9 protein-coding genes are annotated in these 16774 nt (G+C 46.9%); 3 read left to right on the top strand and 6 right to left on the bottom strand.

Features of this window, described 5'->3' with window-relative positions:
• Positions 1–49: 49 nt before the first annotated feature.
• Together mltA and L3V27_RS18535 are read right to left on the bottom strand one after the other, a co-directional pair.
• Positions 50–1153: a murein transglycosylase A gene (gene mltA, locus L3V27_RS18540; protein WP_012841480.1), complete on the bottom strand. Its 1104-nt coding sequence runs from the start codon at positions 1151–1153 to the stop codon at positions 50–52.
• A gap of 273 nt (positions 1154–1426) precedes the next feature.
• The gene (locus L3V27_RS18535) at positions 1427–1882 is read right to left on the bottom strand and encodes a DUF2850 domain-containing protein (protein WP_046874994.1); all 456 of its coding nucleotides are present in this window, start codon (positions 1880–1882) and stop codon (positions 1427–1429) included.
• Between the two features lie 162 nt (positions 1883–2044).
• On the opposite strand from L3V27_RS18535, the gene argA reads away from it, so the two are divergent.
• Positions 2045–3382, top strand: a complete 1338-nt coding sequence (gene argA / locus L3V27_RS18530; RefSeq protein WP_012841478.1) for an amino-acid N-acetyltransferase — start codon at positions 2045–2047, stop codon at positions 3380–3382.
• 400 nt (positions 3383–3782) lie between these two features.
• Positions 3783–3971 (top strand): hypothetical protein, encoded by a 189-nt coding sequence (locus L3V27_RS18525; RefSeq protein ID WP_005380230.1) that lies wholly within the window; start codon positions 3783–3785, stop codon positions 3969–3971.
• 34 nt (positions 3972–4005) lie between these two features.
• Here L3V27_RS18525 and recD read toward each other — a convergent pair whose 3' ends face one another.
• The 3 genes from recD to recC all read right to left on the bottom strand — a co-directional run bounded on the left by recD (position 4006) and on the right by recC (position 13646).
• The gene (gene recD / locus L3V27_RS18520; RefSeq protein ID WP_140340112.1) at positions 4006–6153 is read right to left on the bottom strand and encodes an exodeoxyribonuclease V subunit alpha; all 2148 of its coding nucleotides are present in this window, start codon (positions 6151–6153) and stop codon (positions 4006–4008) included.
• The gene (recB, locus tag L3V27_RS18515; protein ID WP_237312533.1) at positions 6153–9827 is read right to left on the bottom strand and encodes an exodeoxyribonuclease V subunit beta; all 3675 of its coding nucleotides are present in this window, start codon (positions 9825–9827) and stop codon (positions 6153–6155) included. Before recB ends, recD begins: the two co-directional genes overlap by 1 nt.
• A 327-nt stretch (positions 9828–10154) precedes the next feature.
• Complete coding sequence (gene recC, locus L3V27_RS18510) at positions 10155–13646, bottom strand: exodeoxyribonuclease V subunit gamma (RefSeq protein WP_237312487.1); 3492 nt, start codon at positions 13644–13646, stop codon at positions 10155–10157.
• Between the two features lie 252 nt (positions 13647–13898).
• On the opposite strand from recC, the gene L3V27_RS18505 reads away from it, so the two are divergent.
• On the top strand, positions 13899–15722 hold the full coding sequence (locus L3V27_RS18505) for a DUF3413 domain-containing protein (protein ID WP_237312485.1): 1824 nt from the start codon (positions 13899–13901) through the stop codon (positions 15720–15722).
• A gap of 74 nt (positions 15723–15796) precedes the next feature.
• Here L3V27_RS18505 and L3V27_RS18500 read toward each other — a convergent pair whose 3' ends face one another.
• On the bottom strand, positions 15797–16771 hold the full coding sequence (locus L3V27_RS18500; RefSeq protein WP_065645487.1) for a TDT family transporter: 975 nt from the start codon (positions 16769–16771) through the stop codon (positions 15797–15799).
• Positions 16772–16774: the final 3 nt, after the last annotated feature.

Raw genomic sequence — 16774 nt, 5'->3', positions numbered from 1 at the left:
CTCTTTGATGAAATGTCTAGATAAGAGAGTGTTCCTCTCTCTTGGACGACTATTGTAGCTTTTCTGGCGGTAAAGCCCAAGGCGCTTGAGTTGGTGAGTTTTCTAACCCAAGTTTCCACACTCGACCAAAATGCTTGTAGTGCCCTGCTTCCGTTCCTGCTCTCGCACCAATGCCATGATACAGATCCAAATGGTTTTGTTTTACCGCACCACCTGTGTCTAACACGATCAGCATGCGCAGTTGGTGAGCGCCGCTCCACGTACCATCGGCATTCAACAACGGCACTTCCGCCAAGATTGGCGTGCCCATTGGTAAGATTGAACGATCGCCCGCGACAGCGGCCATTGGCAACAACGGAATACCAGCCGAGCCTGTTACAGGCGCTTCCGCTTTTGGTGCAAAGAAAACGTAAGAAGGATTTTGCTCCAACAACTCGCGTACTGTTGCATCGTCGTTGTCCATCACCCACTCTTTGATTGCTTTGAGGGACATTTTTTCACGCGGGACTTCACCACGCTCAATCAAAATGCGGCCAATGCTGACGTAAGCTTTATTGTTTTTACCCGCGTACGCAAAGTACTCCAACGTATCATCATCTTCAAAATGCACGTAGCCACTGCCTTGCACTTCCATCATAAATGGGTCGATACGATTAGGCGCGTAACCTAGCACCAAACCTTGTCCATCTAGTGCTCCATTGTAGATCTCCGCGCGAGTCGGACAATCTGATGAGCAGTTTGGTTTGCCATAAACTGGGTACTTAAAAATGTCGTTTGGTGTATGACGCAGTTCCATCACGGGAGAAAAATATCCGGTAAACAACACATTACCTTTTTTATCACCACCACCCAATTGCGCGGCTTGAATGCCAAACGCACTCAACGCACTGGTATCTCCGCTCTGTTGCGCCCACTCACTTAATCGTTGATATAGCGGTTGGTACATCTTCGCCATGGATGGTGACTTTATCACCACTTGCTCAGCTTGCTTGTTAAATTCAGTAAAATCGCGTGGTTTGTTAGACTCAACCACATCCACTTGATTGAGGATCTGAGGAAACTCACCATCAAGATATTGCTGAGCACGATCATTTTGTTGAGCACAGCCAAAGAGTAGGCTCAAAGAGATAATAGGAAGGAGTTTTTTTAACACGTGTCTTTTCCGTAAAAGAGAATAGCAAAAGGATGGCAAACAAATGCATACGACGCAATTGAAAAGCAACGACAAAATGTTTCAACGCTAAGCCAATCCGTTTACTCGTTGTGAATTCATTCAGTTAATGCAACATGATAACAGCGGAAGAATTACGGAATTGTCCGGATTATGTTTGAAAGTAAGATTTACCTATTGAGAGATGAAATTGTGATCATCCATGTGACTCACAGACGCAAGGACTCTCTGCTTAAAAGACAATGATAAAAACGACTATCTTACCGCAATCCTTGAACGCCCCTCTAAACGGAATACAGGTAGATAATGTGCATTGGCATCCAGCTTCATTTCTGCATGCTGCTTACCCACAAAATTGAAGTGCCGCTCATTTGAACCCACTCGATACGAAAACGAATCCCCATCGAATTCAAAACTGGTCGCCACTGTAGAACCATTTACAGTAACACCACGCTCACTCAACACAAATTCTTCACGAGCATAAGGCGCAACATCTTGCTCAACCCAGCGGCCATAAATAGTCGATTTAGGAATAGGCGGATTAATGGTTCGAGTAATCAAATCACTATACAGCATGCACACGACAACGGTTCCAACTATCGCTATAAGCATAAGAGAACGCTCTAGCCACTTACGAAGCATTGATTTAGATGACGTTTTTGACAGATTTGAAGCAGTGATCGCAGCATTCTTATTAACAGCAGAAGACATGAGGTTCACGTGTTGAGAAAAGACGCGCTCATTGTAACTCTCCCCCTCAACGGGACCAAGAACCTACCTCAATATGTTTGTGCTTTATTCCAAAATTTCACCTTGCCACCAAGTGAATAAAAAGGCATTATTTTAACATAATTAAACAAAGGAATGGCTGTAGTGAAAATTCGTAGTACTGCTCTCGTAAAAGGATTCCGTCAATCAACACCTTATGTCAATGCTCACCGCGGAAAAACCATGGTGATCATGCTGGGCGGAGAAGCCGTCGCACACAAAAATTTTGGCAATATTATTAATGATATCGCACTCATGCACAGCCTCGGAATTAAAGTCGTGGTGGTGTATGGTGCACGTCCTCAAATTAATCAGCTGCTAGAAAAACAAGACCTCACTACGCCTTACCACAAAAATATCCGCATTACGGATGAATCGGCTTTATCTGTTGTTATGCAAGCTGCCGGACAACTTCAACTTGCGATTACTGCGCGCCTATCAATGAGCCTCAACAACACTCCGATGGCAGGCACCCAGCTCAATGTCGTTAGCGGAAACTACATCATTGCTCAGCCACTCGGCGTTGATGATGGTGTGGACTATTGCCATAGTGGACGCATTCGCCGCATTGACACCGACGCGATTAATCGCACGCTCGACCAAGGCTCTATTGTGCTACTTGGCCCCATTGCGAGCTCTGTGACTGGCGAGTGTTTTAACTTACTTTCTGAAGAAGTTGCGACACAACTGGCGATCAAATTAGGCGCAGACAAACTGATTGGTTTCTGTTCAGAACAAGGTGTCATTGATGACAACGGTAATGCTGTCGCCGAGTTGCTGCCAATTGAGGCGGAGCATGTCATCAAAACGCTCTCTGAAAATACGTCTCCTGACCTAGATTACAACACTGGGACACTGCGCTTTCTTAAAGGGTCTATTGCCGCTTGCCGTGCCGGAGTACCTCGCAGCCACTTGATCAGTTATAAAGTAGATGGAGCCCTAATTCAGGAGTTGTTCTCTTTCGACGGTATCGGAACCCAAGTCGTTATGGCGAGCGCTGAACAAGTGAGGCAAGCCAATATTGACGATATTGGCGGTATCTTAGACCTCATTCGTCCTTTAGAAGAACAAGGTGTACTCGTTAGGCGCTCTCGAGAGCAGCTAGAGCAAGAGATTGGAAAGTTTACCATTATCGAAAAGGACGGTCTGATTATTGGCTGTGCAGCCCTTTATCCATACCCAGAAGAGCGCAAAGCAGAGATGGCTTGCGTAGCGATTCACCCTGACTATCGTGATGGGAACCGAGGTTTGTTACTGCTCAACTACATGAAACATCGTTCTAAATCCGAAACCATTGATCAAATCTTTGTCCTCACGACACACAGTCTGCATTGGTTCAGAGAGCAAGGTTTTTACGAAGTCAGTGTCGACTATTTGCCCGGAGCCAAACAAGGGCTATATAACTTCCAGCGTAAGTCAAAAATCTTAGCGCTAGATTTGTAGCTTAACCTTAAATCACGAAGCAAAATTTAACGCTCCGCTATACCAAAACCTCAAGGTGCGGGATTCAGCTCATTGACGCTCAATCCTGCACATCAAGTTTGTTTTGGAGTAAGGCCTCACATAAATCCTGCTTCGAGCTAGCGAGTCATCATATAAACACCAACTTAGAAATACGCAAACCATTGCTTGATTTTCGTTCCAATTTTATCTTTTAAATATACATTTGGTTGGCTATACTCTGCTCGCTAGTGATTGGTTTTTAACCAATACGAATGGATCTAGGTGATGAAATGTAGCCTTCACCCTAAAATACTGGGCAATTGAAAAACTAGTTAGCTCCGTATTGCGTACCAAGGACAGTTGTTAATCTGACTTTAAATAAGCCGAGACGAGCACTGTTATGAGAACAATCATTTGTAATTCGCTTCAAAGCTTCTGGGATATGGCTGACAATCAGTTTTTAGAAGGCCTAGACGTCCACTGTGTTTTCCCCGTAAATGACGCTATCCGAGATTTTATTCTTGCTTATCAACAGCAATACAAAATACGCAGCGTGTCTTTTACCAATGCGTTTGCAAAACATGCATAAAAGAAGACCGAGCCATAAGCTCGGTCTTCTTGTTTTAGTTAGTAAGCCGCTGTACTAAACCACTCGCTCGAGTAGTTTTCACTTTAATGCCTCGCTTCAGAACATTGAGTTCGGCGTAAAGAGCTAAACGCTTTTTCGCGCGGGTAATGCCTGTGTAAATCAACTCACGGGTTAATATCGGGCTAAAGTCTGGTGGCAAAATCATCAGGGTGTAATCAAACTCACTGCCTTGCGATTTATGGATGGTCATGGCGTAAGCCGTTTCATGTTCAGGTACTCGGCTTGGCAAGACCGATTTCACACTGCCGTCAGGTAACTCGAAAAAGACTTTCAAACGCGGTTCTTCTTCACTGTCATCTCGCATGCAAATACCAATATCACCGTTATACAAACCTAAACCATGATCATTACGCGTAACCATGACGGGTCTGCCGTGATACCAAATTTCATCCTGAACTTGAATGAACTTGCGCGCCGCGAGCGCTTTCTCGATGCGTTGGTTTAGCCCAGCCACACCGAAGTCACCTTCACGGATCGCGCACAGCAGTCGGCATTGGTTGAAGGTATCTAACGCCGCTTTGGCTTTGTGCGTTAGCGACTCTGGCTCTCCGGTTTTAGGATCGATTTCTTGTTGTCCAATGCGTTTGAGGTAACGACCGTATTCCTGCACCAACGTCTGCATCATTTGGTTGTAATGTTGACTACTTAATGCGAAATGTTCGATATCGGAAAAGTCACGCGCCCAGACATTATCTACGCTCGCAGCAGAACCTGAGTTAACCGCTTTTGCCAACTGACCAATGCCTGAGCGAGCGTCAAATCGGTAGCTCTTTTGCAGCATACATAAGCTATCGGCAATGCTGGAGGCACTGCTCCCCGTATGGGCTAAAGTATCGAAACCCGTCAGTTTTGCGATGGCTGACGCCTGCTCTTTGCCATAACCCAATGCATGGAACGAACAGATATCACCCAACACTGCCCCTGCTTCAACTGAGGCAAGTTGGTCTTTATCACCTAGCAAAATCAGCCGCGCATGTTTCGGTAAGGCATCGACCACTTTGTACATCATTGGCAAATCGACCATCGACGCTTCGTCGATAACCAAAATATCCAAATGCAGTGGATTTTGCTTGTTGTGACGAAATTCTGCGCTATTAGGAATCGCGCCCAGCAACCTATGTAAGGTGCTCGATTCAGTCGGAATTTTGGCTTTTAGCTCCGGAGAAACTGGCAGCTCTTGCACTGCTTTACCAATGGACTCGGTTAATCGCGCCGCCGCTTTCCCCGTCGGGGCCACCAGCTTGATGGTTAGATTTTTCTCGTGCGTCGCCTGTTCAATCAAAGCAGCAAGCAATTTGGTTACTGTCGTCGTTTTACCCGTACCTGGGCCACCAGAAATCACAGCAAATCGACGAGTTAACGCAACCGCCGCCGCGACTTTTTGCCAGTTCACACAAGCAGAAAGTGGCACCAGTTCATCCAGTTGCTGCAAATCCTGAACCTTGCGCGCATTGCTAAGCACGGAATCAATGGCGTGCCAATCCAACGATTCGCTTGCGACCACATCAAGGTGGTCACACACCAATTGCTGACGCAACACTTGGTTGCTGCTTCCCGCTTCTACTGCTTTGCCCAACGCGTTAAACAGAAAATGGTATTGGCGTGCGAACAGATGGTTGAGCAACTCCGATAATCGCGCAAACTCTTGTGGTTGCAAGTTAACTGCGGCGCCCAACTGATTGAGCTTTTCCGCCAGTGTCACTTCATAATGCCAATAGCGGTGCAGATACAGACGCTCGCCATCGAACATCAGCGGCAAGGCTTCTCCTTGCGCGCCGACCACGGTGGAATTTTTTAATACTTGAATCCAGTCTATGCCTTGCAACTGTGTGTTGAGCGCCAATGCCGACTCACCAAACAGCCCTAGCTTACTGGCTAAATCCGTAGATTGCCCTTGTGCATCGAACAGAGACAGACAGATATGTCCTTTGCCAAGCTCACTACTGACAACACCCGCGATAAACGCCAATGCTTGACTGTCCGACTGTTCATCATGCGTTTGAGAATCAATAAAACAGGCGAATTGGTAGTCGAGCTGACGAATAGCACCTTTGTGCGCCAAGCGTTCCAGCACTACCAATAAACTATCTTGGCCAGAATGAAGATTGTGATTTGTCGTCATTAAAGTAGCTCCATCTGCCCGGCTTGAGTTGAGCGCGTTTCAAGTACTTGACCATCAATCAAACGATCCATCTCTTGTAAGAAGTCTAAGGTTGGTTTCGCGGCAAAAATGCCGTGGTCACTCTGCCCATCCATGCCGCGCAAGAACAAGTAATACACGCCACCGAAGTGCTGCTCATATTGATAATTCGCCAATCGGCTGCGTAGGAAACGATGCAGTGCTAACGCATAAATCTGATACTGCAAATCGTAGCGGTGATCCGCCATGGCCGATTTCAGAGCCTCACCATGGTAGCTCGTTACATCGTCGCCAAGATGATTCGATTTCCAGTCAAGCACGTAGTATTTACCTTGATGTTCAAACACCAAGTCGATAAAACCTTTGAGCATGCCTTGCACGGTTTGGAAACCTAAATCCCCCGCTTTCGCCGACAACGGGTCGTGACGTTGAATGACTCGGTTTAACGCCGGCGCAGACAACACTTCAATCGGCAACAAAAATTCCATCTCCACCAAACGTTGCGACGGTGCTTTTTGATTCAGCAGCAAAGACTTACCATCCAACGGCGTCGCGAGTACGGTATCAATCAATTGCTGTAAAATGGGCAACCACTCTTCATCGAGCTGTTCACTTTCCATCAAGCCAAGGATGATTTGTGTATTCTCTTCCGTCGTGGCTGGCTGAGTAAATTCAATTTCCTCAAACAGGCTGTGCAGGAACGTACCCGGACGCGCACCGCGAGGGAAGGTAAAAATAGAACGCTCTGGCTCCACCAAATCCGCTTCGTCTTGCTCTTCAGATGAGTCGATATCAAAACCCGTAATCTCAATCGTGGCATCATGCTCGGCGTGATGAGAGCCTTGCTTGACCAAGCCAGAATAACTGGTGATGCGCCAGTTTCTGTCGATAGGGTTTTGCAGCTCTTTCGCGCTAAGATCGTGTATTTCTTCTTGTGGCGCTACGTACTTGTCTTCGAGTTGCTGCGGCGGATCGGCCACAACGACACAATCAAGCTCGTCTTGTTGCTGTGTTAAACCTTGGTGCAAATCGTTAATGCCACCTTCTTGACCATTCTGAATCAAATAGCCAATCGCACTGCGGTGTACGCCAGTTGGCTCTTTGGTCGAACGACCATTGCGCAAAGGCGAGGCTCCAATAAAACACGCATACACAGCACGCGTTAGTGCCACGTATATCAAGCGTAAGTCTTCCGCCAAACGCTCTTTATCCGCTTGCTTCATGGACGCATCGTTGCCTGTGATATCCAGTACCGTGCAGTCATTGGCTGCATCGTAATATTTGGCTTCGCTGGCTTCTCGATAGCTGAACACAAACGGCAGAAATACGAGGTCATACTCCAAGCCTTTTGATTTGTGAATAGTTACGATCTGCACTAAGTTACGTTCCGATTCTAAACGTTGGATTTGGTCATCACTGCCACCCAAACCGTTTTCCGCATCACTGATAGACTGAGCGAGCCAACGCAGCAGACCGTGGTCACTATCCAGTTCATTACTGGCTTGTTGAAGCAGTTCACCAATGTGCATTAAATCGGTAAGTACTCGCTCACCATTCTCACCCTGTGAACTCGCGCCTTCTTCTAGTAATCGCTCGGCAATATGGCGTTTGCTGATCACCGCGCGCAACATCGGCAGCACACCACGTTGAACCCAAAGTTTGCGATATTCTTTGAATTCGTTTACGGCGTTTTCCCACACAATTTCATCGTTATTAAGTGCATCCAAACTTGCTGCGTCGAGGGCAAACAGCTCAGAAGCAAGACTTGCACGCAGCGCACGGTCATTTTCTGGAGTCAGCACCGCTTGCAGCAAACGCTGTAAATCCTGCGCCACCGAACTGGTAAACACACTGTCTCGGTTAGACAGGTACACGCTGGCAATGCCTTGATCAGCCAACGCTTGTTTGATCATTCGACCTTCACTACCTGTTCGAACCAACACTGCGATATCGCCCGCTTGAACCGCTTTCTGTTTTTCGCCATTCACCAGACACGCTTGCCCCTGTTGAGCCTGCGTCAAAATAGTTTGGATTTGGCTTGCGGTCGCCTCCGCCATTCGAGTCAAATACTCGCCTTTTGGTAGCGGTTTATCGTCCGCTTCTTGCAACCAATAAGTCAGCGCGGGTTGCTTTTGACCACCCATAGTCCAAATGCGTTTTTCGGCATTGGGACTGTATTTTACGGGTAAGAACGGGATGTCCGAATCATAGATAAATGGACTGTCTGGCAAAGCAAATACTTGGTTTACCGCCTGCACCATATCTGCGCTAGAACGCCAGTTGGTTCCTAACGTGTAGTGGGCACTTACTTGGTTACGCGCTTTGATATAGGTGAAAATGTCTGCGCCACGAAAGCCATAAATCGCCTGCTTGGGGTCACCGATCATAAACAAACCACATTCCGGGTTGTTCAGATAAATACGGCTGAAAATACTGTATTGAAGCGGGTCGGTATCTTGGAACTCGTCAATCATTGCGACAGGGTACAAAGTACGAATACGCGCCGCTAAAAGCTCGCTTTCGTCCGTATCGATAGAAGCAGAAAGTTGCGTCAGCAAATCATCGAAAGAGAGCCACTGTTTTTGATTTTTCGCGTTGGCCAGCATCACACGACAATGCTCAATCGCATGAGCAAGCAGTGGCGCTTTTAAGCTGATTGGATTGGCAAGAAATGTTTCAATGGCTTCAAATACCGCATGCTGCGGCGCACTGCCTTTCGGTGTTTTTTCCAACAAGACGTTTTGCGCGAATTTCTCCAGCTTGTCTGGATAATCGTAACCTGTGGTTTCCGTTGCTGCCCAAGCGTTTACCGCCTCCAACCACGTCGGCAGAGACTTTTTGGTGTAGCTGCGTTTGTTAATATCTGAATCTGAAATCAGCGTGAAGAAGTCATCTTGGCTTTCTCGCCACTGTGCTTTTAATTCATCAATTTTTTTCAAATTTTCAGTATGAAGATCAGCCAAACTGCCTTTCATTGCAGGAACGGAAAGGCTTAACGGTGCACCAGTTAAGTAATTGCTGATGTCAGACAACAACGCAGATGGAGAGCTCCATAGCTGGCGAATTTCCCCAGCCAAGGTAAATGGCAACGGGTAGAAATTGCGGCGCCAGTAATCGGCTACAACTTGCGCTTTTAGGTGACTTTCATCGGTCACAAACTCGTTGTTAAATCGGCTGCCAGATTCAAACGCATTTTGCGTTAGCATACGTTGGCAAAAACCGTGAATGGTGTAGACCGCCGCCTCGTCCATCTGACGCTCTGCCTGCAATAAAATTTCTGCGGCTTGCTTGTGATCGTCAAACTCATTAAGCAAAGGTTGGATCACCGGATCGGAACTCTGTCCACGCGCAAACGCGATTCGCGCATCATGGATCCTTGCCCTGATACGATCGCGTAATTCCGCAGTTGCCGCTTCAGTAAAGGTTACGACCAGAATTTGGTCGACCGTAAGCGGTACGCGGTGCCTAGTTTCCGCGCAGCCGTGACCAAGCAAAAGGCGCAGATATAAACCTGCAATAGTGAAGGTTTTACCTGTACCTGCTGATGCCTCGATTAACCTCGCACCATGCAGAGGAAACGTCATCGGTTCTAGTGGCGTTGGTTGAGGCCGCTCTGTGCTGTCTAACGTATGTAGAGGACACTCTGCACCTGACATTTGATCCATAACGCTGAATCTCTCCGGATTATTTACTAGGACGTATCACCTAATAAATGTGATCTATAGTTAAAAATTCTATTAATATGTTTAACAAGTTGGATAATTTAGAGCTTTGTGAGATCTTTCTCACGGTTATCCATAAGACGTACCGTTAGTATGCGCCCCACGAGATAAGCCAAACCTTTTTGGCGGCACAACTCAAATGAATTAAACAAAAGTATCATGGTCCCTCTGACCTTGTGGCCGTACAGCGAACGCCCTACAAAAAATAATGATTTTCTGGCGGCCACCCTACTCTTCCTTCTCTTTATCCAACTGTCTTTATTACGCTTTTACGTCATCAGCGTCTTGAACCGCTAAGCGCGCACCTTGCAGTACTAATGCTGTCAGCAAACGAACTTCTGAGGCCAACTCATCATTCCAAGCAGGCCAAATTCGAGAGATGTACGCGTTATTGCCTTCGCCCGGACTCATGAAGCCATCATTGAATGCGTCAGCCATTTTCTTCAAAGATTTCTCTTCGTCATCGACCCACTGACCGCGGCTAAAACCTGCTTCAACACAAGCCAACGCCGTTTTCGGGAAATAAGGCAAAGGCTTAGTCATGCCTTCGAAGAATAAGCGAACTAATTCAGTCAGTAGCTGTTTGGCATACTGCGCATCGGCAATTTCTGGGTAGATCAAATGCAGCGCGCCTTCTTTACGATCGTAGCCAATCAGATGGGTTTTCTTAGCATGACCCGACGCCGACATGGCAAGGTGATCGATCCACGCAGCAAGGTAATCCTGCGATCGAATCTTACCGCTTCGATAGCGAATCAACCCAGATTGGTAACACTGGGTTAGCCAACCTGTTAGGCGAACGTTTTTCTCTTCGCCTTCATTTCGCTCAAATAAGGAGTCAAACGTCAGGTCGATTTCCAAATCGTCTTGAGGCGCACCAGATAAAAACGCCAGTTTATCCACCAGCTCTTCCGCCTGAACTCGGTTGGTTTCAAATTCGATATCACCAAACGCCCCCACCGGCAGTTTGCCTTGCGCACGCTGTTGACTCATAAAGTGTTTAAGCACCTCTGTTTTTTTCTCTGGCTGCATCAATGTCGTTTCAAGCAAGGCTTCTAACAGCTCATCACGCATTTGATAACTTTCCAAACCACCTAAAACAAAGGGTTCGTCGTCTTCCATCACCGGCAGTGGCGGTTCAAAGATTACTTTTAAGCGACGATTGAAAAAATACTGCACAGGTAAGCGCCAGAAACGTTGCAACTCGACTAAGTCGAGCTCAAGTGGGAACGTCGCTCCTAACAGATAGTCGTCTAATGCCCGATTAAAATCACGACGAACATAGCCTTGCGATTGACTACTTTGAGTCAATGCCGCTGGAATCCACTCTTTCGCGTAGCTGGCGTGCGTGCCTTGGAACGCACTTGGGCTAAACGGCACCATGGCGTGGGTATTCACCAACGCATTTAATAAATTGTCGCCAGATTCATCAACGGGCAACGCTTCATCACCACTTAAACAATAGTTTTGGTGGCAGTATTCCATCAGCTCAGAAACCAGAACCGAAGGCACTCGCTCTGTGTTGTCTTGGATTGAACGGCCAACATAACTGATGTAGAGCGTTTGCTGTGCAGACAACATCGCTTCGAGGAATAGGTAACGGTCATCATCTCGGCGCGAACGGTCGCCCGGTTTGGTTCTTCCCGTCATCAAGTCAAAGCCTTCCGGCGGCATGGAACGCGGGTACACGCCGTCATTCATCCCCAGCAGACAAACGGTTCTAAACGGAATAGAGCGCATCGGCATCAAGGTACAGAAGTTCACTTGACCAGCCAGGAAGCGCTGGCTGACTCGTGTGCCAGATAATTTGTTTTGAAGGTATTGGCTGATGATCGACGGCGATAACGCATCATCAAATGCGGCATCAGCCAATTGCTCTTTGAGTTGGCTGAGCGTATCGCGAATGGATTTGAGCGCCATTTCGCCTTCTAACTCAACTGAGAAGAAGTCATCCAGCAGTGAAACCAAAGTCTCTCGCCAACCATCAATAGTCTGAACATGAGAAAGTTTGCTGCGATAAGTGCTAATTTGTTGGATAAAGTGTGCCAACTTGCCCGCAAGCTCTGCGCCCATGCCTTGCACTTCGTTGTACGGAGATAAACTACCTTGCTCGGTTTCAAATAAACCTGCGGATTCTGGCATCGCGTAGCCAAGCAACATGCGTTGAATACCAAATTGCCATGTGTTTTGACGGGTTTCCGGCAGTTCAAATTCGCGCCCGGTATTGGCATCCAATCCCCAGCGAATCCCCGACTCCTCAACCCATTGTTTGGCTTGTAAGAAATCATCTTCGCTGAGTTCAAAACGCTTTAATATCGATGGCGTTTCCAGAAGCTCGAGTAGTTCTGATGCCAAACAGCGCGTATTGGGTAAGTTCACCAACTGCATAAATGCGGCCAGAATTGGGCTCTCTTGATCGGCGGTTCGGTCAGAAATCGAATATGGAATAAAACGCTCACCCGGAGCGTTACCAAAGACCGCCTGAATCGCAGGGCTGTAAGCGTTGATGTCCGCGACCATCACGATAATATCGCGCGGTTTTAACGTTGGGTCAGCATCGAACATCGCCAATAGTTGATCATGCAGCACTTCCACTTCACGCATCGGGCTGTGACAAGCGTGTAGGCTCAGTGATTTATCACCCAAGCTAACCACTTGTTTGTGATGACTGTTTTCAATCTGTTGGTCATCTTGATGTTCTTCAAGATTGAGAATATCCGCTTGCAATTGATGGAGCAGACTGTCGCGCTCAACATCAACAAACGCTTCAATTTCATGAGACTCCAGCTGAGACAACAGATACATATTGTCACGCCCGAGTTTACCCATGGACGCCAACAGACTGTTTCCGACCACATCGGTGTGCAGCTCATCGATCACATTATCTTCCAATGAGCCTTTCAGTTGCTCAGTTTCACCTTGCACTTCCGAGTGATCGTCCTGCCACACAACGTGCTGACGATGTTTCGCCGCCAAGCGAGCCAGATATTTACGATCTCGAACTTCACCCCAGTAATAGCGACAAGGGTTGGTGAACATCAGATGCACATCGATGTGCTCACCAATTGCTTTTAGCGCATCCATATAGCGTGGCGGCAACGAGGAAATACCAAAAACAAATAAACGCTTGGGTATATGGTCAAAGTTGCCGTTAAAATTCGCTAATGTGTCGATAAAGTGCTCATAAAGGTTAGCGCGGTGATAAGGGGACTGCCCAAGCGACACAGTGTGATCGTACAACGCTTGCCATAAGATCGGCTGCCACGGATGCTCATCTTCCAGCTCTGCCACACTCTGCCCAGCTTCCCAACTTGCGATCCATTCCGGACGATACACCAAGTAACCATCGAAAATATCGGCAATTTTCTCAGCCAGCTGATACAGCTTAGAGTGGTCACTGTCATCTTTGAGGTACTGCGCTAACGGCGAAAACACGTCTTGGTTGAGAAGCCCCGGTAGCAGATGCATCAACTTCCACGTCATCGCTTCTTTGTTAAACGCACTGCGCTTGGGCACGTCTGGCAACACCTGCGTAAACATTTCCCAAATGAAGGTAGCAGGAAGCGGAAAATCAATGTTCGCGGCAACACCAAACTCTTTGGCCAATTCCATTTTTAGCCACTGGGACATGCCCGGACTTTGAACCAGAATTTGTTCTTTTTCGAACGGGTTTTCCAGCGGACTGATTCGAATCAGTTCGACAAGGAGTGATTTAAGAACGTCAACTTGGTTGGAGTGATAAACAGTAAACAAATTGGGAATACCGAGCGCCGATTGAAACTGTTAGCTAGCTTAGCACAGCCCCATTTAAACCCGCAGTGATCTCGCGTTCTGAAAAAACAAAAGATTATATATCACTCAAATAGAGTATGAATCTTCTTAATTTTCACATGTCAATCAATTCTGACACCTCCGTACAAAATGTGACATTCGTCGCAACTATTCCATAATAAAAAACACTGTTTTATAATCCCACTACCCATAATTTATAAACAAACAAAAAGTATGTTTCGCAAACTGTCTTTCAACAGCGCTTGGCTGATTGCTTTTTTTGCTTGCTTTGCAGTGTATCTGTCGATCGCTTGTTATCCTTTTGTGTTGTCTAACAATCAGAATGAACCACTAACCTTGTTGCAAGGTTACTATTTGGTTTCGACTCAATATGGCTGGCTGGGCTTGATCGCTCTTCCATTTATGTTGTTGAGTTTATTGCTCTCTTTTCTACCGACTCGAGCATTCAAAGGCATCGTGATCGCTATCGCGATCTGTCTATTGATCATGTTTAAAGTCGATATCCTCGTTTTTCAGCAATACAAACTTCACATCAACGCTCTATTAATCCGTATGTTTTTCGAAGGTGGCGGTGATGTCTTCGATATTTCTTGGATGAGTTGGCTGATCTTCATCAGTGAAGTTGCCGTTCTGGTGATCGGGCTCGCTTGTACCGTTTGGGTAAGTAATCAACTGGCACAAAGCCGAGCTAAGTTCGTTTTGATCAGCGTCTGGTTTGCTGTATTGCTCAGCACACAGATGATTCATGCGTACAAAAACGCGCTTTACGACGATGAAGTCAGTCAGTTTTCGAATAACTGGCCACTTTACTACCCGCTGACGGCTCGTAAATTTATTTACAAACACGACCTAGTGGATGAGAACATTGCATCGAAGAACCGCGTAGAGTTAACCAACATTGAACGTAGCTCACTCAACTACCCGCTTGCGCCCATTCAAGTGCAAAGCAAAGAGAAGCAGCCCAATGTTTTGTTTATCTTGGTTGACGCGTGGCGCTATAGTGATGCGACGCCGGAAGTCATGCCAAATGTCAGCAAGTTCGCCGAAAAAACGGTGAATTTCACACAACACATGAGCGGCGGCAACTCAACTCAAGCGGGTATTTTCAGCCTGTTTTACAGCTTGCCCGCGACCTACTGGGAAAGCTTTTACGCAAGCCAACGCTCTCCTGTTTTTATGGATACGCTGCAAGCAGAAGGCTACCGCATGGGCATTTTTGGCTCAGCACCGCTCACCAGCCCGCCACTTTCTCGCACGGTATTCAAAAAAGTGTCGGACTTGACTCTGAGACAAACTGGAGAAACGGCCGTCGAGCGCGATCAGCAGATCACAGACAAGTTCATCGAGTTCCAAAAGCAGGACAGCGACAAACCGTACTTTGGTTTTCTGTTCTACGATGCCGCCCACGGCACAGTATTTCCCGAACCTGAATTTGCGAAATTCAAACCATACTGGGAACGCGTTGACCACATTTTGCTCAACAACGATTTTGACGCTTCGCTTTACCACAATCGATACAAGAACTCGTTGTACTACATCGATAGCTTGATTGGTGATGTGCTGAAAAACGTCGACTTAGACAATACCATTGTGGTGATTTCATCTGATCATGGTGAAGAGTTTAATGACCATAAGATGAACTATTGGGGCCACACGGGTAACTACAGTGACGTACAAGTGCATGTGCCTCTTTACGTGTACATGCCAAATCGTCAACCAGAGCAAATTGATTACCGCACGACCCATTTTGACGTCGTGCCAACCATGATGAATACGCTGTTTGACGTTCAAGGCACAACGAGTTCATACAGTGTTGGTCATAACTTGTTTGATAACTCTGCCCCTCGCGATTGGTATATTGCTGGCAGCTACTACAACTATGCATTGGTCGGCAAAGAACTGATGCTTGTGGTCAATCCTGGCGGGCACTCTCAGCAACTGAATCGCCAGTTAAAAGTCGAGAAAGAACAGAAAGTTCCTGTCGATATCATTCGTCATTCTCTGGATGAGATGTCGCGATTTTACAAAAAAGGCTAGCGCCAACATCGACGCCGATTGAAATAAAAAAGCCTCTTGGTTGTAAGACCAAGAGGCTTTTTCCTATCTGCTATTTAAGCGTGATGAGCGTGCATCAAGCGTGGCTGAATCAATAAGTTGTTGATGTATTGTAAAGCCACATAAGAGACAACAAATGTTGCCACAATCAACTCAAGACCAGCTAAGCCTCGCACTTGTTGAACATAGTGCGCAGCCAATCCTTGCAACTCCATCCAATTCGCCATTTTAAACAGCGCCGTCGCACCGATCACCATCGGGAAAGTGAACGCCGCATAGCCTGGGCTAAATGGCAGTCTAAGCAATTTAAAGAATGCGAGGTAAATGATGGCTGTCATCAATACCGCGATACCAAATAGCATAGCGATGATCACTGGTGATGGTGTCGCAGTGACCGTTAAGTACCCCGCCAATGATAGACTTGCTGGCGCTGCCATGATTGCCATTGTTGGTTTCGCTGCATCCGGAATTTCATGGGTAAACATGAAACGGTAAATCATCATTGGCAACATGATCGCGTACGCCACCATACCAAACATCAATGCACCTTGTGCCACTGGCGCTAACATCGGGTTGCCAGAGAAAGACACATCCGCAACGATGATACCCACAGGCGGTACAAACCAACTTGGAACCATGTGGTGTAATTCAAAATCTTTGGCGCGATGGTAAACAAAGCTCACCAAGAACACGATGTGCAGAACCACCGCAATCAACCAAAGCACATCACCACCCAATGGGTAAAAATGGCCGAGAGAGTTCGATACCACCATAGTGCCCATCGCAAATGTCGGAACCACGCTGCCCACAACCGGATGAGCAAGATCTTGTCTCAATAGATGATTATGTAGCAAAAACTTGGTTGCCAATATAGCCAATAATACGCTCGCGATACCCGCACTAATCCACTGTCCGTAGCCATGTAATTCGGCGAAGTTCTCCCAACTCCAGCCCAAGCTTGCAATACCAAGAGCCAAACCCGCCATCGGAGTTGGTGCTCCCATTACTTTTGCTTTTGTTCTTTGAATCATGAT

Origin of the sequence: Vibrio sp. J2-3(2022) (assembly GCF_021725735.1) — a bacterium.
In the GTDB taxonomy this organism is placed as follows: domain Bacteria; phylum Pseudomonadota; class Gammaproteobacteria; order Enterobacterales; family Vibrionaceae; genus Vibrio; species Vibrio diabolicus.
This window is presented reverse-complemented; position numbering and strand designations above follow the sequence as displayed.

Excerpts from the sequence above, each read along its gene's own strand:
- L3V27_RS18535 (WP_046874994.1), bottom strand. The coding sequence starts at position 1,882 with ATGTCTTCTGCTGTTAATAAGAATGCTGCGATCACTGCTTCAAATCTG.
- L3V27_RS18525 (WP_005380230.1), top strand. The coding sequence starts at position 3,783 with ATGAGAACAATCATTTGTAATTCGCTTCAAAGCTTCTGGGATATGGCT.
- recD (WP_140340112.1), bottom strand. The coding sequence starts at position 6,153 with ATGACGACAAATCACAATCTTCATTCTGGCCAAGATAGTTTATTGGTA.
- recB (WP_237312533.1), bottom strand. The coding sequence starts at position 9,827 with ATGTCAGGTGCAGAGTGTCCTCTACATACGTTAGACAGCACAGAGCGG.
- L3V27_RS18505 (WP_237312485.1), top strand. The coding sequence starts at position 13,899 with ATGTTTCGCAAACTGTCTTTCAACAGCGCTTGGCTGATTGCTTTTTTT.
- L3V27_RS18500 (WP_065645487.1), bottom strand. The coding sequence starts at position 16,771 with ATGATTCAAAGAACAAAAGCAAAAGTAATGGGAGCACCAACTCCGATG.